General features: G+C 64.2%; 19 protein-coding genes and 1 tRNA gene. 9 read left to right on the forward strand and 11 right to left on the reverse strand.

Features of this window, described 5'->3' with window-relative positions:
- Nucleotides 1-43: 43 nt before the first annotated feature.
- From pstB to BMG03_RS15145, 6 genes are all read right to left on the reverse strand, one after another.
- Complete coding sequence (gene pstB, locus BMG03_RS15120) at nucleotides 44-823, reverse strand: phosphate ABC transporter ATP-binding protein PstB (protein ID WP_075776999.1); 780 nt, start codon at nucleotides 821-823, stop codon at nucleotides 44-46.
- Nucleotides 824-852: 29 nt separating this feature from the next.
- Nucleotides 853-1,692 (reverse strand): phosphate ABC transporter permease PstA, encoded by an 840-nt coding sequence (pstA, locus tag BMG03_RS15125; RefSeq protein WP_075776978.1) that lies wholly within the window; start codon nucleotides 1,690-1,692, stop codon nucleotides 853-855.
- A gap of 3 nt (nucleotides 1,693-1,695) precedes the next feature.
- Nucleotides 1,696-2,664, reverse strand: a complete 969-nt coding sequence (gene pstC / locus BMG03_RS15130; RefSeq protein WP_075776979.1) for a phosphate ABC transporter permease subunit PstC — start codon at nucleotides 2,662-2,664, stop codon at nucleotides 1,696-1,698.
- 77 nt (nucleotides 2,665-2,741) lie between these two features.
- Entirely contained in the window at nucleotides 2,742-3,794 is a 1,053-nt protein-coding gene (gene pstS, locus BMG03_RS15135; protein ID WP_075776980.1) for a phosphate ABC transporter substrate-binding protein PstS, read from the reverse strand.
- A 467-nt stretch (nucleotides 3,795-4,261) separates the two neighbouring features.
- Nucleotides 4,262-5,104, reverse strand: a complete 843-nt coding sequence (locus BMG03_RS15140; RefSeq protein ID WP_075776981.1) for an SMP-30/gluconolactonase/LRE family protein — start codon at nucleotides 5,102-5,104, stop codon at nucleotides 4,262-4,264.
- Nucleotides 5,105-5,227: 123 nt separating this feature from the next.
- Nucleotides 5,228-6,865: a Na/Pi cotransporter family protein gene (locus BMG03_RS15145; RefSeq protein ID WP_075776982.1), complete on the reverse strand. Its 1,638-nt coding sequence runs from the start codon at nucleotides 6,863-6,865 to the stop codon at nucleotides 5,228-5,230.
- Nucleotides 6,866-7,036: 171 nt separating this feature from the next.
- Here BMG03_RS15145 and BMG03_RS15150 point away from each other — a divergent pair, with 171 nt between their 5' ends.
- The 5 genes from BMG03_RS15150 to BMG03_RS15170 all read left to right on the forward strand — a co-directional run bounded on the left by BMG03_RS15150 (nucleotide 7,037) and on the right by BMG03_RS15170 (nucleotide 13,415).
- Nucleotides 7,037-7,831 carry a DeoR/GlpR family DNA-binding transcription regulator gene (locus tag BMG03_RS15150; protein ID WP_075776983.1) on the forward strand — a complete coding sequence of 265 codons (795 nt, stop codon included), beginning with the start codon at nucleotides 7,037-7,039 and terminating at the stop codon, nucleotides 7,829-7,831.
- A 98-nt stretch (nucleotides 7,832-7,929) separates the two neighbouring features.
- Nucleotides 7,930-8,829: an HAD-IIA family hydrolase gene (locus BMG03_RS15155; RefSeq protein WP_244270959.1), complete on the forward strand. Its 900-nt coding sequence runs from the start codon at nucleotides 7,930-7,932 to the stop codon at nucleotides 8,827-8,829.
- A 246-nt stretch (nucleotides 8,830-9,075) separates the two neighbouring features.
- The gene (locus BMG03_RS15160; protein WP_167733398.1) at nucleotides 9,076-10,035 is read left to right on the forward strand and encodes a PAS domain S-box protein; all 960 of its coding nucleotides are present in this window, start codon (nucleotides 9,076-9,078) and stop codon (nucleotides 10,033-10,035) included.
- A gap of 116 nt (nucleotides 10,036-10,151) precedes the next feature.
- Entirely contained in the window at nucleotides 10,152-11,447 is a 1,296-nt protein-coding gene (locus tag BMG03_RS15165) for an MFS transporter (RefSeq protein WP_075776985.1), read from the forward strand.
- Between the two features lie 129 nt (nucleotides 11,448-11,576).
- Entirely contained in the window at nucleotides 11,577-13,415 is a 1,839-nt protein-coding gene (locus tag BMG03_RS15170) for a heavy metal translocating P-type ATPase (RefSeq protein WP_075776986.1), read from the forward strand.
- 48 nt (nucleotides 13,416-13,463) lie between these two features.
- Here the strand turns inward: BMG03_RS15170 and BMG03_RS15175 are convergent, their stop codons facing one another.
- Nucleotides 13,464-13,937, reverse strand: coding sequence for an outer membrane lipoprotein (locus tag BMG03_RS15175; protein WP_075776987.1), 474 nt, complete (start codon nucleotides 13,935-13,937; stop codon nucleotides 13,464-13,466).
- Nucleotides 13,938-14,211: 274 nt separating this feature from the next.
- Between BMG03_RS15175 and BMG03_RS15180 the strand changes: the two genes are divergently transcribed.
- Both BMG03_RS15180 and BMG03_RS15185 read left to right on the forward strand, forming a co-directional pair.
- Nucleotides 14,212-14,403, forward strand: a complete 192-nt coding sequence (locus BMG03_RS15180) for a hypothetical protein (RefSeq protein WP_075776988.1) — start codon at nucleotides 14,212-14,214, stop codon at nucleotides 14,401-14,403.
- Between the two features lie 104 nt (nucleotides 14,404-14,507).
- Nucleotides 14,508-15,170, forward strand: coding sequence for a sulfotransferase family 2 domain-containing protein (locus BMG03_RS15185; RefSeq protein WP_075776989.1), 663 nt, complete (start codon nucleotides 14,508-14,510; stop codon nucleotides 15,168-15,170).
- On the opposite strand, the gene BMG03_RS15190 is transcribed toward BMG03_RS15185, so the two are convergent.
- A protein-coding gene (locus BMG03_RS15190; RefSeq protein ID WP_244270937.1) for an IS3 family transposase occupies nucleotides 15,146-16,305 on the reverse strand; the annotation gives its coding sequence in 2 pieces (ribosomal slippage) (nucleotides 15,146-16,056 and nucleotides 16,056-16,305; 1,161 coding nt in all). The two genes, BMG03_RS15185 and BMG03_RS15190, sit on opposite strands and share 25 nt — an antisense overlap.
- A 95-nt stretch (nucleotides 16,306-16,400) precedes the next feature.
- On the opposite strand from BMG03_RS15190, the gene BMG03_RS15195 reads away from it, so the two are divergent.
- Together BMG03_RS15195 and BMG03_RS20800 are read left to right on the forward strand one after the other, a co-directional pair.
- Complete coding sequence (locus tag BMG03_RS15195) at nucleotides 16,401-16,655, forward strand: hypothetical protein (RefSeq protein WP_075774299.1); 255 nt, start codon at nucleotides 16,401-16,403, stop codon at nucleotides 16,653-16,655.
- Nucleotides 16,656-16,688: 33 nt separating this feature from the next.
- Nucleotides 16,689-16,859 (forward strand): hypothetical protein, encoded by a 171-nt coding sequence (locus tag BMG03_RS20800; protein ID WP_157771601.1) that lies wholly within the window; start codon nucleotides 16,689-16,691, stop codon nucleotides 16,857-16,859.
- A gap of 73 nt (nucleotides 16,860-16,932) precedes the next feature.
- Here the strand turns inward: BMG03_RS20800 and BMG03_RS15200 are convergent.
- The 3 genes from BMG03_RS15200 to BMG03_RS15210 form a co-directional block, all read right to left on the reverse strand.
- A tRNA-Arg gene (locus BMG03_RS15200) sits at nucleotides 16,933-17,009 on the reverse strand.
- Nucleotides 17,010-17,050: 41 nt separating this feature from the next.
- A complete protein-coding gene (locus tag BMG03_RS15205; protein WP_075774298.1) occupies nucleotides 17,051-17,518 on the reverse strand; it encodes a GNAT family N-acetyltransferase in 468 nt (155 codons plus the stop codon).
- Nucleotides 17,519-17,586: 68 nt separating this feature from the next.
- Nucleotides 17,587-18,408, reverse strand: a complete 822-nt coding sequence (locus BMG03_RS15210; protein ID WP_099049385.1) for a lytic transglycosylase domain-containing protein — start codon at nucleotides 18,406-18,408, stop codon at nucleotides 17,587-17,589.
- Between the last annotated feature and the right edge of the window lie 172 nt (nucleotides 18,409-18,580).

Raw genomic sequence — 18,580 nt, forward strand, 5'->3', positions numbered from 1 at the left:
CGTTCTACGCCCGCGTCCCTGCAAGAACAAGGCATCCGTGCGCTCAGCCGAAACGGCCAGTGATGTAATCCGACGTGCGCTCGACCCGCGGGCGGGTGAAAATCTGAGCGGTCTCGCCCTCTTCGATCAGCTCGCCCAGATACATGAAGGCGGTGCGGTCGCTGACGCGGCTCGCCTGCTGCATGTTGTGGGTGACGATGGCGATGGTGAACTGCTCCTTGAGCTGGTGGATCGTCTCCTCCAGCTTGCCGGTCGAGATCGGGTCGAGCGCGGAAGCCGGTTCGTCGAGCAGGATCACCTCCGGTTCCACCGCGATGGTACGCGCGACGCACAGGCGCTGCTGCTGACCACCCGAGAGCGACTGGCCCGAGCTTTGCAGCTTGTCCTTCACCTCGTCCCAGAGCGCCGCGCCTTTCAGCGCCGCCTGCACCCGGTCGTCGATCTCGGATTTCGCGTAATTCGCGAGGCGGAGACCGAAAGCGATATTCTCGTGGATCGTCATCGGGAAGGGCGTGGGTTTCTGGAACACCATGCCCACCTTCGCGCGCAGCCGGTTCAGATCGACCTTCTTACCAAGGATATTCTCGCCATCGAGCAGCACTTCCCCCGTCGCGGTCTGCTTCGGATAGAGGTCATACATCCGGTTGAGCACGCGCAGGAGCGTGGACTTGCCGCAACCCGACGGGCCGATGAAGGCGGTTACGCGGTTCTCGGGCAGGTCCAGATTGATCGATTTCAGGGCTTTGAAATCACCGTAGAAGAAATCGAGATTCTTGATCGAGATGCGCGGTTTCGGCGCGGGATCGACCCCGTCGAAGGTCATCGGCGAGCGTTCTCGGGTGAGGGTATCCATCAGTGTTTCTCCTTCTTGGAGGTAACGAGGCGGGCGACAATCGACAGCGCCAGCACCGCGACGGTGATGAGAAGCGCGCCTGCCCAGGCAAGGGCCTGCCAGTTATCGTAGGGCGAGAGCGCGAATTGAAAGATGGTGATCGGTAGCGAGGCCATCGGCTGCGTCAGATCGAGGCTGAAGAAATTGTTGCTGAGCGCCGTGAACAGAAGCGGCGCAGTCTCGCCCGAAATCCGGGCGATGGCCAGCAGCACGCCGGTCACGATCCCCGCCATCGCCGCCTTGTAAGCGACCGTGCGGATCACGATCCAGCGCGGCCAGCCCATCGCAAGCCCCGCTTCGCGCAGCTGATCGGGCACGAGGCGCAGCATGTCCTCTGTGGTGCGCACGACGATCGGGATCACGAGGATCGCCAGCGCGACCGAGCCCGCAAGCGCGGAGAAATGCCCAAGGCTGACGACGAGCACCTGATAGACGAAGAGGCCGACGATGATCGACGGCGCCGACAGCAGGATGTCGTTCACGAAACGGATCACTTTGGACAGCTTCGCATAGCGCCCGTATTCCGCCATGTAGGTCCCGGCGAGGATGCCAATCGGCGTCCCGATCGCCACCGCGATCACCGACATGATCACCGAGCCGAGGATCGCGTTGCGCAAGCCGCCCGGCTCCATCGGCGAGGGCGTGTCTTGCGTGAAGACGGCTAGGTTCAGCGCGCTCGCCCCCTTGTAGAGCAGGTAGAGCAGGATCACGGCCAGCACGAAGAGGCCGAGCGCCGCCGCCCCCGTGGACAGCGTCATCATCACCGCGTTGACGGTCTTTCTGCGGGTCATCGAAGCCATGCGTTACGCTCCCGACTTTTGCTTCATGCGCTTTAGCATCCACTGGGCAGCGGCGAGCACGATGAAGGTGAGGATGAACAGAACGAGGCCCAGCGCGATAAGCGACGAGGTGTAGATCGGCGTCGTGGCCTCGGTGAATTCGTTGGCGATAGCCGCCGAGATTGTCGTGCCCGGCGCGAGGATCGAGCCCGAGATGCGATGCGCGTTGCCGATCACGAAGGTCACGGCCATCGTCTCGCCCAGCGCGCGGCCGAGCGACAGCATGATACCGCCCACCAGCGCGGTGCGCACATGCGGGATCACGATGTGGCGGTTCACCTCCCAACGGGTCATGCCCATGCCATAGGCGCTTTCACGCAGCATCGGCGGCACCGTCTGGAAGATGTCGCGCGCGAGCGAGGCGATGAAGGGCAGGATCATCATCGCGAGGATCAGCCCCGCCGTCAGCATCCCGATCCCGTAGGGCGGGCCCGCGAAGAGGCCACCGATCACCGGGACATTGCCCAGCGTGTCGATCAGGAAGGGCTGGATATAGCTCTGCATGAAGGGCGCGAAGACGAAGAGGCCCCAGATGCCGTAAATGATAGAGGGGATGCCCGCGAGCAGCTCGATCGCGATCCCCAACGGGCGACGCAACATGCGCGGGCAGGTCTCCGTCAGGAAGATCGCGATGCCAAGGCCCACCGGCACCGCTATGACCATCGCGATGATCGAGGTGACGACCGTGCCGTAGAGCGGTGCCAGCGCGCCGAACTTTTCGGTCACCGGGTTCCATTTCTCGGTCCACAGGAACGGCAGCCCGTATTCCTTGAGTGCCGGCCACGCCCCCATGACGAGCGAGACGAACACGCCCAGAAGGACCAGCAGCACCACCACCGCGGCGGCCAGCGTCAAGGTTCCGAAAATCCGGTCGGACTGGGCTACCGGGCGCGCGCTATTCACGCCTCTCTCGTAATCGCTTGTCGCCGTCATCGCGCACTCCACTCAAAATCGCAGAAAGGGAGGGCCGCAGTCACGGCCCTCCCCCGAAGGTGTTTATGAAGGAAGGATCAGTTGTTCATGGCCCAGACGGGGTTGCCATCCTTGCCCTTGATCTGGCCCCATTCCTTCTTGATCTGGGCCACGACATTGTCGGGCATCGGGATGTAGTCCAGCTTCGCCGCGGCGTCGTCGCCGTTGGCGTAGGCCCAGTCGAAGAACTTCAGCGCCTCTTTCGACGCTGCGCCGTCCTTGGCATCCTTGTGCATCAGGATGAAGGTCGCCGCGGTCATCGGCCAGGTCTTGTCGCCCGGCTGGTTGGCGAGGATCACGCCGAAGCCCGGCTGGCTCGACCAGTCGGCATTGGCGGCGGCAGCGGCGAAGGCTTCGGACTTCGGCGCGACTTTCTTGCCTGCTTTGTTGATCATGTCCGTGTAGGTCATGTTGTTCTGCAGCGCGTAGGCATATTCGACATAGCCGATCGAGTTCTTCGTCTGATCGACATTCGCGGCCACGCCCTGGTTACCCTTGGCGCCAAGACCCACCGGCCATTCGACCGAGGTCGAGACGCCGATATCGTTCTTCCAGGTCTCGTCGACCGAGGCGAGATAATAGGTGTAGTTGAAGGTGGTGCCCGAACCGTCCGAACGGTGGACAACGGCGATCGCCGCGTCGGGGAGCTTCACGCCGTCATTGAGCTTCGCGATGGCCGGATCGTTCCACTTGGTGATCTTGCCTTCGTAGATTTTCGCCAGCGTCTCGCCGTCGAGAACCAGCTCGCCCGGCTTGATGCCTTCGACGTTCACGACCGGAACGATGCCGCCCATGACGGTCGGGAACTGAACCAGCGTGTTCTTCTCCAGCTCATCGCCGCCCAGCGGCTTGTCGGACGCGCCGAAGGTCACGGTGCGGGACTCGATCTGCTTGATGCCACCGCCCGAGCCGATGGCCTGGTAGTTGAGACCGGTACCGGTCTTCTCTTTGTAGGTTTTCGCCCAGTCCGAGTAGATCGGGTAGGGGAAGGTCGCGCCGGCGCCGGAGATATCGGCGGCCTGCACGGCGGCGGCCGAAGCCAGCGTCGCACCGGCGATCGCGGCGGAGAGGGTGAGGCGGGTGATGAACATTGAACAGTCCTCGCTGTCAGAATTCGGATACTGTGAACGCGGTAACGAAACTCGTCCCGTCCGCTGGGGGGACTAATGACGGGGCTTCTTGACAGCTATGTAACAGTCGCGACTGCGTGAAAGGCCGTGATATCCGGACGTTTTCGCGGACTTCGGGATCACGAGGCGCGGCGCACGGACGCCCCGAAAATGACGACCTGCAAGACGCTTTCGCGCACCGCTATCGATCACGACAAAATCGCAAGGTCGCGAGGCACGAGCGTTTTGGGCCACCCCTCGTGTAAATTTCCCCGAGAAAATGACAGGTGGCAGGCGTTTTTTGTGACGGTTTCTCTCTCAGGCAGCGTCCGTGAGGGCCGGATTGTTCATCCCCAGCGACCCCGAGTCGCGGCGCCACAGCCCTCCGGCGACCGGCTGAATCGCCATGCCCGGCCTCCGCAGGCCAACTACGCGACCTGCCGGGCCGCTCACAAGATCACGCACGGCTCGGGAATGCCCACGAACGGCGCGCGCAGAAGATAGGTCAGCCCTTGCGCCGCATCCGGGTCGGTCATGCCCTCCAGCGCGCTCGTAACCAGCAGGTCGCGCATATCCGCGCCGCCGAAGGCCGGACAGGTGCTGTTCTTCCCGGGCAGATCGAGATGGTGGGTCATACGACCTTCCGCATCGAAGCGGGCCACGCGCCCGGAACTCCACAGCGCGCACCAGAGGCCACCCTCGGCATCGACCACCGCGCCGTCGGGATAGAGGCCCTCGGCCGAGAGGTCGAGAAAAGGTCTCCGCTCCCCCTCGGGCCAGCCATCCGCATCCAGCGGCTGACGCCAGACCTTGTGGCTGGGCGTATCTGCGAAATAGGCAGTCCGCCCATCCGGCGTGAAGCAAATCGCGTTGGGGATCGAAATCTCCGTGACCAGACGACGTAGCTCGCCGCGGTAATAGCGGTAGATCGCACCGCGCCGTCGCTCGGCCTTTTTGCCCATCGTGCCGAACCAGAAGCCGCCCTGCCGATCCGCGCGCCCGTCATTCGAGCGGGTGCCGGGATCGTCGCCTTCCACCTCGATGAGCGGCTCGAGCGTCCCCTCGGCAATGTTGAACAGAGACAGCCCGATCTCGGTCGCGAGGATCATCCGCTCGCGGTCCACCCAGCCCGCGGCCGAGGCCATGCCCTCGAACTGCCATTCGCTCGGACCGTTGGCATCGCGCGTCAGCAGCCTGCGGTTCAGGATGTCGAACCAGAAGAACTGGCTACGCTCGGGATGCCAGAACGGCCCTTCGCCCAGTTCGCAAACCCTGTCGTCAAACACGCTCATCTATTTCCTCCCGCAATTTGCGGAACCCTCTCACTCCTGCAAGTCCTCGGGCAAGAGGGTCCAGGACTTGTTCCGGCAATCGACCCTCCGCAAGGCGCGACGGGTCTCCAGGCTGCGCTAGGCTCACCCGGTCAGCCGCGTCGCCCGCAGATCGCCCGCCTGTTCGAGGATCGGGTAGGCGACATAGGTCATGTCCGTGTTGATCTGCTTCAGCGCGCGCACGGTTTCCTGATGGATATTCGTGGTCTCGATGGAGGCGCTGTTATTCGCACGCAGCCGGGCGAGGTGTGCGGCCTGCAATTCGGCCTCGGCGGCGCGGGTGCGGTCTTTTTCCTCCACGAGCTGTCGCGCGTCGTCGATCTCGCCCGACATCAGGACGTTCAGCGCAACCCGCGCATTCGACGCGACTCGGTCGTGGAAATCGGTCAGCTCACGCAGCCCCTCTTCGGAGAAGGTCAGGCCGCGTTCGTGGATACGCTGCGCGAGATCCACGAGATTGGTCGAGATCTGGTCGCCCGCATCCTCGAGATGGTTCGCGACCATCGCGATCTCCATCGCGCGCCGGGATTGCTCGGTGCTCAGCCGTGTCTCGTTGAGCCGCGCGACATAGAGCTTGATCTCGTAATGCATCCGGTCGACTTCGTTCTCGGTGCGCTTGATGCGGGCGGCGATTTCCGGATCCCAATGCACGAAGAGCCCCAAGGCGGGTTGCAGCATCTCGAAGACCGACTCGCCCATGCGCAACAGCTCGCGTGCCGCATTGCCGAGCGCATGCCCCGGATCGCCGAGCCCCTTTTGATCGAGGGCGCTGATCCGAGTGGGCGACATCTCCTTGCGGTCCGCCACGACCGCTCCGGCAAGGCGCAGCACCGACGGGATCAGCGGAAGCGAGAGGATTGCGACGCCGAGGTTGAAGACGAGGTGCAGATTGATCACCCGCCGCGCCATCGTGCCACCCAAGAAGTCGAGCGCTTGCGGATAGAAAATCAGGCCGAGCAGCACAAGCATGGCCCCGCCCCCGCGCAGGACGAAATTCGACACCATGATCCGGCGCGGGATCGGATCGGCCGAGAGGGTCAGCATCACCGGGATGATCGCCCCGCCGAGATTGGCGCCGAGCACCATCGCCGCAGCGCCCGGCCCCGGCAGCAGGCCCTGCCCGGCGAAGGTCACGAACATCAGCACCGCCGCAATCGAGGAATGCATCGCCCAGGTCAGCAGCGCCCCGAGGACGAAGGCCGAGACCAGATCGCTGCCCAACCGCGTCAGCACCGCATTGACGAGCGCGCTTTCGCGCAGTGGAGCCGTCGCCTCGCCGATCAGACCGAGCGAGAGCAGCACCAGCGCCAGCCCCACCAAGATACGCCCCGCCTGCCGCGGCCGCCGGGCTTTCGATTTGAGAAACAGCGTCACCCCGATCACCAGCAGCGCGGGCACCAGCACATGGATCGGCGAGAGCAGGATCTGGGCCACGATCGACGAGCCCAGATCGGCGCCCAGCACGAGCGCCACGCCAGAGATCGCCGCCAATGTTCCGCTCGCGGCAAAACCTGCAGTCAGGATCGCGACGGCGGTCGAACTTTGCAGCAGCATCGCTGCCCCCGTCCCCGCCGCCATCGCGCTGATCCGCGTCCCGGCCGTGCGGCGCAGGAACTGTCGCAGCGACGCCATGAAAGCGCGCTCGACCCCGGTGCGGATCAGCCGAACCGCCCAGAGAAGCAGCGCCACGGCGCCCGCCAGATCGATCAGGAAATAGATCATGCGCTCTCCCAAATCCCGCGCTCCGCCCGGGTTACCTCCGACGGCGCGCGGTCCTTTTCAGGTTAAACTGCATCAAAATGTGGCATTAGCAACATTTTTCTTGAAATTACGAGGCATAGCCCACATCAATTTTTAGGAACGCGGTGAAAGGATCACCTTTCGGGAGAGGCAATGGACGCGAGCGCGAAACAAGAGGGAACGCGGCTCCGCAAACGCGACCGGCGGGAACAGATCCTGTTCGAGTTGAAGCTGCGCCCGCACTTGCGCATCTCGGAACTCGCGGCGCGGTTCGGGGTCTCGACAGAGACGATCCGGCGAGATTTCGATGCGCTCGAAGAAAAGGGGCTGATCGACCGCGCGCATGGCGGCGCGTCGCGGCCCCATCCTGGCCACTATCCCACGCTGGACGAACGCGAACGCCACCAGTTTCAGGAGCGCGAGCGGATCGGCCGCATGGCCGCCGCGCAGGTCGTCGCTGGCGAGACGCTGATGATCGACTCCGGCTCGACCACGCAGCAGATGGCCAGATTTCTTGCCATGGCAGGAACGCCCTGTCGTGTGATCACCAATTCCCTGCCCATCGCCATGCTTCTCGGTGGTAGCGAGGGGGCGGACGTGATCCTCGCGCCGGGGAATTACCTGCCCACGGAGTCGGCGGTCGTGGGCGAAGAAACGCTCGACTTCCTGTCACGCCATCACGTCGACCGGGCGGTGATCGGCGCCACGGCGCTTTCGCTCGAGGGCGTGTCCGAGTCCATTCCGGGCTTCGCTGCGGTCAAACGCGCGATGCTCGCGCAGGCGCAGGCGGGGATGCTGCTGATCCTCGGCTCGAAATTCGGCATTCATGGTTTCACGCGCGCCGCGACGCTCGGGGCGCTGGCCTCGGTGGTGGTGGACCGCGCACCGCCCGCCGATCTGGAAGAGGCGCTGCGAAAGAACGGCGTGGACGTGCTGCTCGCGAAGTGACGGCAAGGTCACAGGCGCGCCCGAACCGGCTGGTGATCGCGACCGCAGTGGTGATAAGCGCATGGCCATCGACGAAAGTGCTTAGGGACGACCTTCTGATGACAATGACAGCGCAGGAAGCGCTTGTGGCCTATGAGCGCGCGCGCCACAGACTGCCCTCCCCCGGGCTGGCCAAGACGAGCCGGATGGCCCGCGACCTCTCGGAGCTTGCCGATCTGTTCGACGTCTTTCTGCTCGATGCGTTCGGCGTTCTCAATATCGGCGAGACCGCCATCGAGGGCACGCCCGAGCGCGTCGCGGCGCTGCAAGCGGCGGGCAAGCGGGTAATGGTCGTGTCGAATGCGGCGGGCTTCCCGCACGACACCCTGATGCAAAAATACACAAGGCTCGGCTACAGCTTCGCACCCGAGGACGTCGTCACCAGCCGTGCCGCCCTCGTCTCCGCCCTGCGCACCGCCTCTCCTCGCGCCTGGGGTCTGATGGCGAGCCGCGCGGCCGGGATCGGCGAGTTGGACGCGTTCGATGTCACATGGCTCGCCGAAGACCGTGCCGCCTACGACGCGGTCGAGGGCTTCCTGCTGATCGGCGCGGCGGAATGGACCGAGGAGCGGCACGCCCTGCTCGAAGCCTCTCTGCGCGACAACCCGCGCCCGGTCTGGGTCGGCAATCCCGACATCGTCGCCCCGCGCGAGATCGGTTTCACGCAGGAACCGGGGCACTTTGCCCACCGGCTCGCCGATGCGACGGGCATCGCGCCGGAGTTCTTCGGCAAGCCCTTCACCAATATCTACGATCTCGCCTTCGCGCGTCTCGGCCCGGTCGACCCCGCGCGCGTGCTGATGGTCGGCGACAGCCTGCACACCGACATTCTCGGCGCACAGGCCGCCGGTGTTCGCTCTGCCCTGATCGCGGGATACGGGTTCTTCGGCGGCGAGGACGCGCAAGCGGCAATCGCGACCTGCGGCATCTGTCCGGACTTCGTGCTGCAACGCCCGTGAGCCAGCGGCGACCAGTGTAGTTCGACGCCCTCAGCGCGAGACTTGATCCGTGCGCCGCGTCCTTGCTGCCATGCGGCATGCGGCGTCACGCCGTCTCGTCGACAACGCATGGCCGGACAATGCCCTCGGGCAGCCTTACGCCGCCGGGCTAAAGGGTATACTTCATATGCATCTTTTAGTATCTGTTGCCGGAAAAGCATGGAGACCAGACCTGTCATGGACTCACCAGAGAGCATCCAACAGCATTTGGCTGCTATCGTTGAAAGCTCGGAAGATGCGATCGTCACCAAGGACCTCAACAGCATCATCCTGAGCTGGAACCGCGGCGCGGAGAACCTGTTTGGCTACACTGCGGAAGAAGCCATTGGCCGGCCGATCACGATCATCTTTCCCGGCGACCGGATGGACGAGGAGGTCGACTTCATCGCCCGCCTGCGGCGCGGCGAGCGGATCGCGAATTACGAAACGGTCCGTCAACGCAAAGACGGAAGCCCTGTCCCGGTGTCGCTGACCGTCTCGCCCGTGCGCGATGCCGAGGGACATGTCGTCGGCGCATCTAAGATCGCGCGCGACATCACCTTGCAGCACCAACTGGCAGAGCAGCAGCGGCTGCTCCTGTCAGAGATGCGCCACAGGGTCGGGAACGCCTTCGCCGTCGCGGCCTCCCTGATTGCCGTGGCCGCGCGACAGGCGGAAAGCGTCGAGCAGCTCAGTTCCGAAATGCGCTGCCGTCTCCACGCCATCGCGTCGCTCAACTCGATGACGGTGAACGACCCATCCGGCGACGAAGCGGAAGGCATGCCGCTCTCCTATCTCGTGAGCACCATCCTGAAACCTTTCAGCGAAGGGGCGACGGTCCATACCTCGCTTCCCGATATTCAGGTGCGACCCGCCGCGATCACGCCACTGACGCTCGTTCTGTTCGAACTCGCGACGAACTCGGTGAAGTACGGTGGCCTTTCGCGGGACGGCCACGGCCTCGAGATAAACGCCGAGATAGAAGACGGGCGCTTCGGGCTCACGTGGAAAGAACCCGGCATCACCGAAGCGGGGTCGGGCCAAGTAGAAAGCAAGGGGTTTGGCACGTCCCTGTGCCGGCTCACCGTATCAACCTCGCTCGGAGGTAGCTTCTCGCGCGAATTCACGCCAGAGGGTCTGGTCGCGACCTTGGACCTCGATCTGGCCGCCGTATCGGAAATGTGGTGAGAGCGACCGGCATCGAGATGCCTGCGACCTGACGGTCTGGCCCGCCGATTTGCGTCCGGGCCGGAGTAAGGGCTACGTATAGCCCAAAGAGGGCGGCAAAATCACGAGGCTCGGCAATGACGCGGGACGACAGCGCATCCAAACCGGCAGAGCTTCGGCACCGGATCATGGCGGGCTTCATCGGCAACGTGGTCGAATGGTATGACTTCGCGCTCTATGGCTATCTGGCGGGCGTCATCGCCCCGGTCTTCTTCCCCTCGAACGACCCGACCGCGGGCCTGATTGCAACCTACGGGATTTTCGCGGCCGGGTTCCTGATGCGTCCGCTAGGCGCGGCGGTGTTCGGGTGGTTCGGCGACCGCTACGGGCGCGCCCGAACGATGCAGATCTCGGTCGTGATGATGGCGATGCCGACGCTGTTTCTGGGCATATTACCGACCTATGCGCAGGTCGGCGTGCTGGCGCCGGCACTTCTGGTTCTGGTGCGGCTGCTGCAGGGCCTGTCGGTCGGTGGGGAGTTCTCGTCCTCGGCGACTTATCTTGTCGAAACCGCGCCCCTGAAGAAACGCGGCCTGACGGGGAGCTGGGCCAATATCGGCTCCATGTCGGGATCACTTCTCGGGGTCGGGGCGGCGGCGCTGGTGACGAACCTGTTCGACGCGCAGACGCTCGCCGATTGGGCGTGGCGCCTGCCCTTCCTTGGGGGCGCACTCCTCGGGACGGTGGCGATCCTGATCCGCCGCAACCTGCACATGTCCGAGCATTTCCGGCAGCATCAGGAGGGGCGCGACGAGACGTCTCCCCTTCTCGAAGCCTTCACGACGAACCGTAAAGAGACGCTTCTGGCTGTGGCCTTCGCGGCCAGTTACGGCACCTGCTACTACATCGCCTTTGTCTATCTTCCGGAATGGCTGTCCGGCCAGGGCTTGATGGCGCGAGACACGGCGCTTCTGATCAACACCGCGATGACGGTCCTCGTGATCCCCGCGATGCCACTGGCGGCGATCGTGGGCGACCGGTGGCTGCCGCGCAGGGTCTGGATCGCTCTGGCGATCGGGTCGTTGGCGCTGGCCGCGTGGCCCTTGCACGAATGGATGCTCGCGTCAGGCGGCGCGATTCTGCCCGTGGTGGTGGCGCATGCGGTGAGCTTCCTGCTCCTGGCCGTACCGCTGGGATCGGGGCCCGCCCTGTTCGCGGAGATGTTCCCCGAGCGGGACCGGCTCTCGGGCTATTCCGTGGCCTTCAACATCGGCCTCGGCATCTTCGGAGGTCTCACCCCGATGATCGCCACGAGCCTCATCGCCGCGACGGGCCTCGTCACCGCCCCCGCGCTCTACATGCTCGTGGCGGGCTTGATCGCTGTGGTCGCACTCGTCTTCACCCCGGATCGCAGCCGCGCGCCCTTGCGCTGACCGGATCGCCTGGCGAAACCCCATTGAAGGCTGGACCGATCGCCGGGATGCGCTATCACGGTATCGGCGCGATCCTCTGCGGACTGACGCGCGATCGACCGTGAACCGTGCAGAAGGAACGCAGACCGGATGGAACAGCGCGGAACCGACCGTTTCAAGCTCGCTCTTCTCGCGCTCGCCGCAGCGGCCCTGATCGTGGGGCTCGCCTTCTGGTTCGCGGGCGCCGAGGCCATGGCAAAAGCGAGCTGGGTCGTCGGCGTTGTGCCCACCCTCGCCGCGCTGGTTTACGAAATCTCGCGCAGCCTGAGGCGCGGCGAAGTCGGTCTGGATATCGTGGCCGCGCTCTCGATGACCGCCGCGCTTGTCTTTGACGAAACACTCGCGGCCGCGGTCGTGGCGGTGATGTATTCCGGCGGCACGTTCCTCGAAAGCTTCGCCGAAGGCCGCGCCCGGCGGGAGATGCACGACCTGCTTTCCCGCGTCCCTCGGACCGCGACGCGTCACCGCGACGGCGAGCTGGAAGATATCTCCCTCGACGAGATCGCCCCCGGGGACCGCCTGCTGATCCATCAGGGCAACGTGGTGCCCGTGGACGGGACCTTGGCGTCCGAGACGGCTTTTCTGGACACATCGGCGCTGACCGGAGAGTCCTTGCCAGTGCGTCTTGCGCACGGGGGCGACATCATGAGCGGCTCGACCAACGCGGGCGAAGCCTTCGACCTTATCGCGGTGCGGCCCGCGAAGGACAGCACCTATGCCGGGATCGTCCGGCTGGTCGAGGAAGCGCAGGCCTCGAAGGCGCCGATGTCGCGGCTGGCGGATCGCTGGTCTCTGGGCTTTCTCGTGGTCACCGTCGCCATCGCCTTCGCCGCGTGGTGGTTCACCGGAGACCCGATCCGGGCCGTCGCCGTTCTGGTGGTCGCGACGCCCTGCCCGCTCATCCTCGCCGTACCGGTCGCGCTGGTCGCGGGCCTCTCGCGCGCGGCGCATTACGGCGTGCTCATCAAGGGTGCGGGCCCGCTTGAGACGATGGCGCGTATACGCACGCTGATCCTCGACAAGACCGGGACTCTGACCGACGGCCGCCCGCAGATCGTGTCCATCGACAGCCATGACGGGATGGAGGAGGACGAGATCCTGCGCCTCGCCGCAGCGCTCGATCAGGCGTCGAAACACCCCGTAGCACAGGCGATCGTCGCTGAGGCAAAAGAGCGCGGCTTCACCCTGCCCGTCCCCTCGGATGTGGCTGAAATCGCCGGCGAGGGAGTCGTCGGCCATGTCGAGGGGCGCAAGGTCTTCGTCGGCGGTGACGATTTCGTAGCGGCGCGGGTCGGGCGCAAACCGGGCGATCACCCAGCGATGGCCGCCGGGGCGGTTCTCGTCGCCGTCGCAGTGGATGGCCGGATGGCCGGGCATCTGGTAATGGCCGATCCGCTGCGCGAAGGTGCGGGCGCGATGCTCGACGGGCTGCGTCAAGAGGGGATCGCCCGCATCCTGCTCGCGACCGGCGACCGGACGGACGTCGCCGAGCGTGTGACCGAGGGCCTCGGCCTCGACGGGTTGCGCGCGGGCCTCACACCGGACCAGAAAGTTCTCCTCGTGCTCTCCGAGCGCAAGAACGGGCCGGTCATGATGGTGGGCGACGGCGTGAACGACGCGCCCGCCCTCGCCGCGGCAGATGTCGGCGTCGCCATGGGCGCACGCGGGGCCGCCGCCTCGGCCGAAGCGGCGGATGTGGTGCTTCTCGTCGACCGGATCGATCAACTCCGCGCGGGCATCGAAATCGCCGCTTCCTCGCGGCGGATCGCCTTCGAGAGCGTCGCCGCCGGGATCGGGCTCTCCGTGCTCGGTATGATCGCGGCCGCCTACGGCTACCTGACCCCGGTCGAGGGGGCGATTTTGCAGGAGGTGATCGACGTCGCCGTCATCCTCAACGCCTTGCGCGCCCTCCGGATCAGGCCCGAGTGAGACCGCATCGCAATCGCGCGCCCTCACCCGGCCCTGCGCCGAACGATGCTATCGCAGGTAGACCTGGTTGCCGCTGCGCACGACGCTCACCCTGTCGCCGACGCGGAACTGGTTCGACATCTGGATCACGGTGATCGAGCCGCCATTGTCGAGCCGCACGGTCCACGCATAGGAGGTGTAGGTGCCGCCCTGGCTGGCGATGTTGCTGCCGACGATCGTGCCCGCGATCGCGCCGACGCCGGTCATCACGTCCTTGCCTTTCCCTGAGCCGAGCTGATGGCCAATCACGGCACCGACGAGACCGCCCGTGACCGCGCCGACGATCTGGTCGCCGTCACTGGTCCGGCGCATCGTGACCGGCTGCATCGCGACGATGCGGCCGTATTCCACACTCTCGTAATTGTAGGTGGTGCGCGTACCGGGGGCCGGGCCGTTATAGGGCCCGGTCGCATAGGGACCGGGCGTCGGGTTGCACGCAGCGACGCTCAGCGCCGCCGGCAGGACAAGAAGAAAGAAACGCATTTGAACCTCCATGGTAGCTCCGCCGCATGTCGTCGACATCGGGGCGTAGGAAGAGCTTGCCGCGACTCAGAGAGCGTTTCCTTGTTTTCGGACAATACGCGCGAAGAAGTCGCAGGCGGAGACCTGCGTGGAGGGAAGAAAGTTTCTTGGCGATCCCTGAAGGACAGCCATTTTCCGCACGAAATCAACGCGCTGCGCGCAGAATGTCCAACTGGACCGCGCATAATGAATCAATGGGTTGGACGGTGAATGTCCAACTCGAAAGGAGAGAGATATGGCAGAGAAAGACCCACTGATAATCGAGGTATTGATGGGAATCGGAACGCGTGAGGGGCAATGGCTGACCCAGCCAGACGACCGGGACCATGAGATGTGGCACCAATCGCGCGCACAAGCCATGGCAGATGCGGCCCAATATGCCGCCGATCACGGTGGCCCTGTCATCATCCAAGCCGACCAGCCATAACCACCTGCGCGACGAGTTCAGCCGCAATCACCGCCTAGACGCAACTTTGCACCGATGCTATCAGGCAAAAATTTAACGGCCCAATACAGCAACAGGAATGCGGAATGTTGATCCGAAAACATAAGCTGGTCTTTGTTCATATCCCGAAGACTGGTGGATCGAGTATTGTGAGGTCACTAAAGCCACATCGCGACCTTCGCAGCATTGCGTCTAGGCGACTCAACAAAACCTTGAACAGCCTACACATCCCATACAGGCTCAACGGGATTGACACGCAGGTCCATGCGTCGGCTCAAGATTATGCCGATGTTTTGGGGAGAGGCTTTGAGCGGTATTTCTCTTTCGCGATAGTCAGGAACCCCTTTGACTGGATGGTTTCGCTCTATCATTTCAGCTTGAAGCGCCGAAAGACAGACGTCAGCTTTCGCGACTTCGTGCATACTTGCTCTGCGAAAGCACAGGCGGATTACATCACCGATGACAATGGAGAGGTCATTGTGTCTTTTGTAGGACGCTTTGAACGCTTGGCGAAGGACTTTCAAGCCGCTTCAGAGAAGATTGGCCTTGATCTGCATTTACCGCACCTTAACGCGACGGATCACGAGCATTTCAGCCGATATTATGATGACGAAACCAGAGAAATAGTCGCGAGACGCTACAAGCGAGACTTCGATATTTTCGGCTATTGTGACCTGCCACGGGATTTTTCCTCCACCCGACCTGCCCCCCTTGGGGCCCTCGTTCATAACGAGAGTCTGCAGGTTTGAGATTGGTAGTCGGATCGGTTGTTGTGGGCAAGCGCGCCGGGCGCGGAGCCCTCAAATTGCTCAAGCGTCCGGCGCGCTTCGAGCGGCGTCTGGTTTCCCAGAGACGAGTGCGGTCTGACGGCGTTGTAGTCGTAGCGCCAGAGCGCCAACTTGCGCCGGGCATCGTCCAGTGTGTCGAAGATCTCCTCGTTTAATAATTCGTCGCGCAGGCTTCCGTTGAAGGACTCGATGAACGCGTTCTGCTGCGGCTTGCCGGGGTCGATGTAGTGCCAGGGAATGGCGTTCTGGTCGGCCCATCTCAGGATGGCCCGGCTGGTGAACTCCGTCCCGTTGTCGCTGACAATGCAAGCAGGCTTTCCGTAGATCCGCACCAGCGCATCGAGTTCACGGGCAACACGCTTGCCCGATATACTGGTATCGGCGACCAGGCACAGGTTCTCTCTGCAACAATCGTCGATCACGGCCAAAATACGGAACTTGCGCGAGGCGCCGAAGCTGTCCGCCAGGAAGTCGAGCGACCAGCGCGCATTGGGATGCGCCGCCGCAGGCATCGGCGTGCGTGACCCGCGAGCCCGCTTGCGTCCACGCCGTCGCTTCACCGATAGCCCTTCCTCGCGATAGAGCCGATACAGCTTCTTGTGGTTCATGGTCATGCCCTTGCGCTCAAGCAGGATGCCGATCCGGCGATAGCCAAACCGGCGCCGCTTCCCGGCGATCTCCTTCATCTCCTCGCGGATCTCGGGGCAGTCCGGCGGGCGTGTGCGCCGGACCGTCTTGGGGTCGACACCGACAAGCTGGCAGGCCCGACGCTGCGAGATGTCATGATCCCGCATCGCCCTGAGCGCCGCCTCTCGCCGCCTGGTCAATGTCGTCAGTTCTTTCCCAGCAGATCCTTCAGAACCACGTTGTCGAGCATGGTGTCGGCCAACAGACGTTTGAGCTTGGCGTTTTCGTCTTCGAGCGCCTTCAGCCTGGCTGCCTCGGAGAGCTCCATGCCACCATACTTGGCCTTGAACTTGTAAAAGGTCGCCGGGCTGAGGCCATGCCTGCGGCACACATCAGCTGTCGGCATGCCTGCCTCCTGCTCCTTGATCATCCCAATAATCTGCGCCTCGGTGAAACGGCTTTTTCGCATTCGTCTGCTCCTTCAGAGTTGGCGCAGACTCTACACTACGTTGAGGGATCCCGCGGGGGGCAGGTCACTGGCCACACGACACGCCGCAGCGCCTCATGGAGCTGCTGTATCGCTCCTGCGCCGCCGTGGTCGACGCCCGCGCCATGACGCGGGGCAATATCAAGGATGGAGGGCTGGTCTACACCAGGTCGAAGTCGCGCAGCATGGCGACTGTGCCGTGGACATCGAATGTGGCGCCCGTGTGGTTCGAATGGACCGGTTATCTGGAGCAGTGCCTGAGCGCCGCGCCCGCGCACCTGTCTTTCATCGTGACCGCACGCGGACAGCCGCGCTCGCACAAGACCGTGTAGCAGTGGTTCTCGAAAGCCTGCACTGAGGCAGGCATGGAACCGCGCAAGAGCGCCCACGGGCTGCGCAAGCTGCGGGCAGCAATATTCCGCGAAAATGGGGCGACGAAAGATCAGCGGATGGCTATTCTGGGCCACGAGACAGCAGCCGAGGCCGAGCATTACGACAAGTCGGCAGACCTCAAGCGCGTGGTGAAGGGGGCTTAAGTGTCCAACTTGAATCAAAATGTCCAACTTTATGCCAATCAACAGCATGAATTGCTTGGCAAAATTTTAGTGCTGGCGATCCCTGAAGGACTCGAACCCTCAACCTGCTGATTAGAAGTCAGCTGCTCTATCCAGTTGAGCTAAGGGACCGCGTGGCCCCTAAATGCGCGATCGGGGCGCGCGGCGCAAGTTCAGATCGCGCGCATCAGGAAGACGGAATTCGGATCGGGCTGGTAGCCGACATAGGGCCCGCATTCCGTAAAGCCCGCGCGCAGGTAAAGCTGGCGCGCCGGGGCGAAGGAGTCCTGCGATCCGGTCTCGAGATAGAGGCGCGCCATGCCCTCGGCGCGGGCGGCTTCGACCAACTGCTCGAGCATCCGCTGCGCCAGCCCCTGCCCGCGCATTTCGGAAAGGATGTGCATCGACTTGATCTCGCCCTCATCGGGCGCGATGCGCTTCAGCGCCCCCATGCCGACCGGGCGTCCCGCCTGCCGCATAACGAAAAACGAGATGCCGGGAGCGGCGAGCGCATCGGGCGGCAGCATGTGGATCGACTCCGGCGGCGTATCGGCGTGCATCGCCGCCGCGTGGCGGGCGTGAAGCTCTGCGAGATCGCCCCCCAGCGGGGTCTCGCGCGCGATTTCGATCGTGTCTTGCATTGGGCGTCCTCATTCGTGTCGGCGGCAGATTAGGCATGGCGCGCGCCGGCCTCCAGCGCGAAAACGCATCAGTTGCGAATGACTTTGCAGAAGCCGCCCCCACCGCGGATTTTCTCGCAGGTCGCCAGCGCCTCCTTGCGCGAACCCGCCGGGACCTGCGCGGTGTATTGCGCGCGTCGTCCGAAGCCCGGCATGACCGCACGTACGAAGCGCAGCTTGGCGTCGCCGATAACCCCGGAGTGGCGCGCGGCAGCCTTTTTCCCGAAAGTCTCGGCCGATCTCTGGGTGCGCCCGGCGGCCACGATGACGCCCCAGGGCGGGGCCGGATCGCGGAAGTCGCGGATCGCCTGACCCTCCGCCAATGTGGTGCAGGCGACGAGGAAAGGCGTATCGCCATCGAGCCTGTAATCCACCCTATCTGGCGGCGTGTCGCGCCAGTCTTCTGCCGAGTGGCCGGTGATCGCGCGGACATAGGCCCGGGTTTCTCCCGCGAGGCCGCCGGTCTTCGCAATGAAGCCCGCCGCGCGATCCTCGCCGCCGTTATAGCCGATCGCTGCGAGGCCGGGATTGCCGAAGCGTCTGGCCATCTCGCCGAGGTAACGCGCCGAGGCCTCGATCGCTTCCGCCGGGTTGAACGGGTCGGCAAGCGCGCGCAGCCGCGCCGTGCCCGGCATGAATTGCGCGATACCCTGCGCGCCCGCCGGGCTGATCGCCGCCGGATCGAACCGGCTTTCGCGCCACAAAAGCCGCGCGAAGTAGCCCGGATCGAGCCCAGCCTCGTCGGCCGCGCTTTGAATGAGCCTGCAGGTGTCGGCGAAATAATCCGTCAGTCCGATACATCGCCGCCCGTCCGCGGTGCAGCGCAGATCGGGCGCGGGCGGACCGATCATCGCCCGCGCCGGCTGCGCGTTCGGCGTCCCCGCGAGGGCACAGAGGATCAGGGCGGAAAGGACGGCTCGCATTGCGGAAAATTACCGGGATTCCCGGCGTGGGGCCAGCGCGAGTTCAAGGACGAAGTCACCAGACATCGTGCGGCTGCATGGACGAATGGGCTGGCTTCAA

This window comes from Thioclava nitratireducens (assembly GCF_001940525.2).
Taxonomy (GTDB): domain Bacteria; phylum Pseudomonadota; class Alphaproteobacteria; order Rhodobacterales; family Rhodobacteraceae; genus Thioclava; species Thioclava nitratireducens.

Coding starts and splice junctions, on each gene's coding strand:
- pstB (WP_075776999.1), bottom strand. CDS start 823: ATGACCTTCGACGGGGTCGATCCCGCGCCGAAACCGCGCATCTCGATC.
- pstA (WP_075776978.1), bottom strand. CDS start 1,692: ATGGCTTCGATGACCCGCAGAAAGACCGTCAACGCGGTGATGATGACG.
- pstC (WP_075776979.1), bottom strand. CDS start 2,664: ATGACGGCGACAAGCGATTACGAGAGAGGCGTGAATAGCGCGCGCCCG.
- pstS (WP_075776980.1), bottom strand. CDS start 3,794: ATGTTCATCACCCGCCTCACCCTCTCCGCCGCGATCGCCGGTGCGACG.
- BMG03_RS15140 (WP_075776981.1), bottom strand. CDS start 5,104: ATGAGCGTGTTTGACGACAGGGTTTGCGAACTGGGCGAAGGGCCGTTC.
- BMG03_RS15145 (WP_075776982.1), bottom strand. CDS start 6,865: ATGATCTATTTCCTGATCGATCTGGCGGGCGCCGTGGCGCTGCTTCTC.
- BMG03_RS15150 (WP_075776983.1), top strand. CDS start 7,037: ATGGACGCGAGCGCGAAACAAGAGGGAACGCGGCTCCGCAAACGCGAC.
- BMG03_RS15155 (WP_244270959.1), top strand. CDS start 7,930: ATGACAATGACAGCGCAGGAAGCGCTTGTGGCCTATGAGCGCGCGCGC.
- BMG03_RS15165 (WP_075776985.1), top strand. CDS start 10,152: ATGACGCGGGACGACAGCGCATCCAAACCGGCAGAGCTTCGGCACCGG.
- BMG03_RS15170 (WP_075776986.1), top strand. CDS start 11,577: ATGGAACAGCGCGGAACCGACCGTTTCAAGCTCGCTCTTCTCGCGCTC.
- BMG03_RS15175 (WP_075776987.1), bottom strand. CDS start 13,937: ATGCGTTTCTTTCTTCTTGTCCTGCCGGCGGCGCTGAGCGTCGCTGCG.
- BMG03_RS15180 (WP_075776988.1), top strand. CDS start 14,212: ATGGCAGAGAAAGACCCACTGATAATCGAGGTATTGATGGGAATCGGA.
- BMG03_RS15185 (WP_075776989.1), top strand. CDS start 14,508: ATGTTGATCCGAAAACATAAGCTGGTCTTTGTTCATATCCCGAAGACT.
- BMG03_RS15195 (WP_075774299.1), top strand. CDS start 16,401: ATGGAGCTGCTGTATCGCTCCTGCGCCGCCGTGGTCGACGCCCGCGCC.
- BMG03_RS20800 (WP_157771601.1), top strand. CDS start 16,689: ATGGAACCGCGCAAGAGCGCCCACGGGCTGCGCAAGCTGCGGGCAGCA.
- BMG03_RS15205 (WP_075774298.1), bottom strand. CDS start 17,518: ATGCAAGACACGATCGAAATCGCGCGCGAGACCCCGCTGGGGGGCGAT.
- BMG03_RS15210 (WP_099049385.1), bottom strand. CDS start 18,408: ATGATCGGTCCGCCCGCGCCCGATCTGCGCTGCACCGCGGACGGGCGG.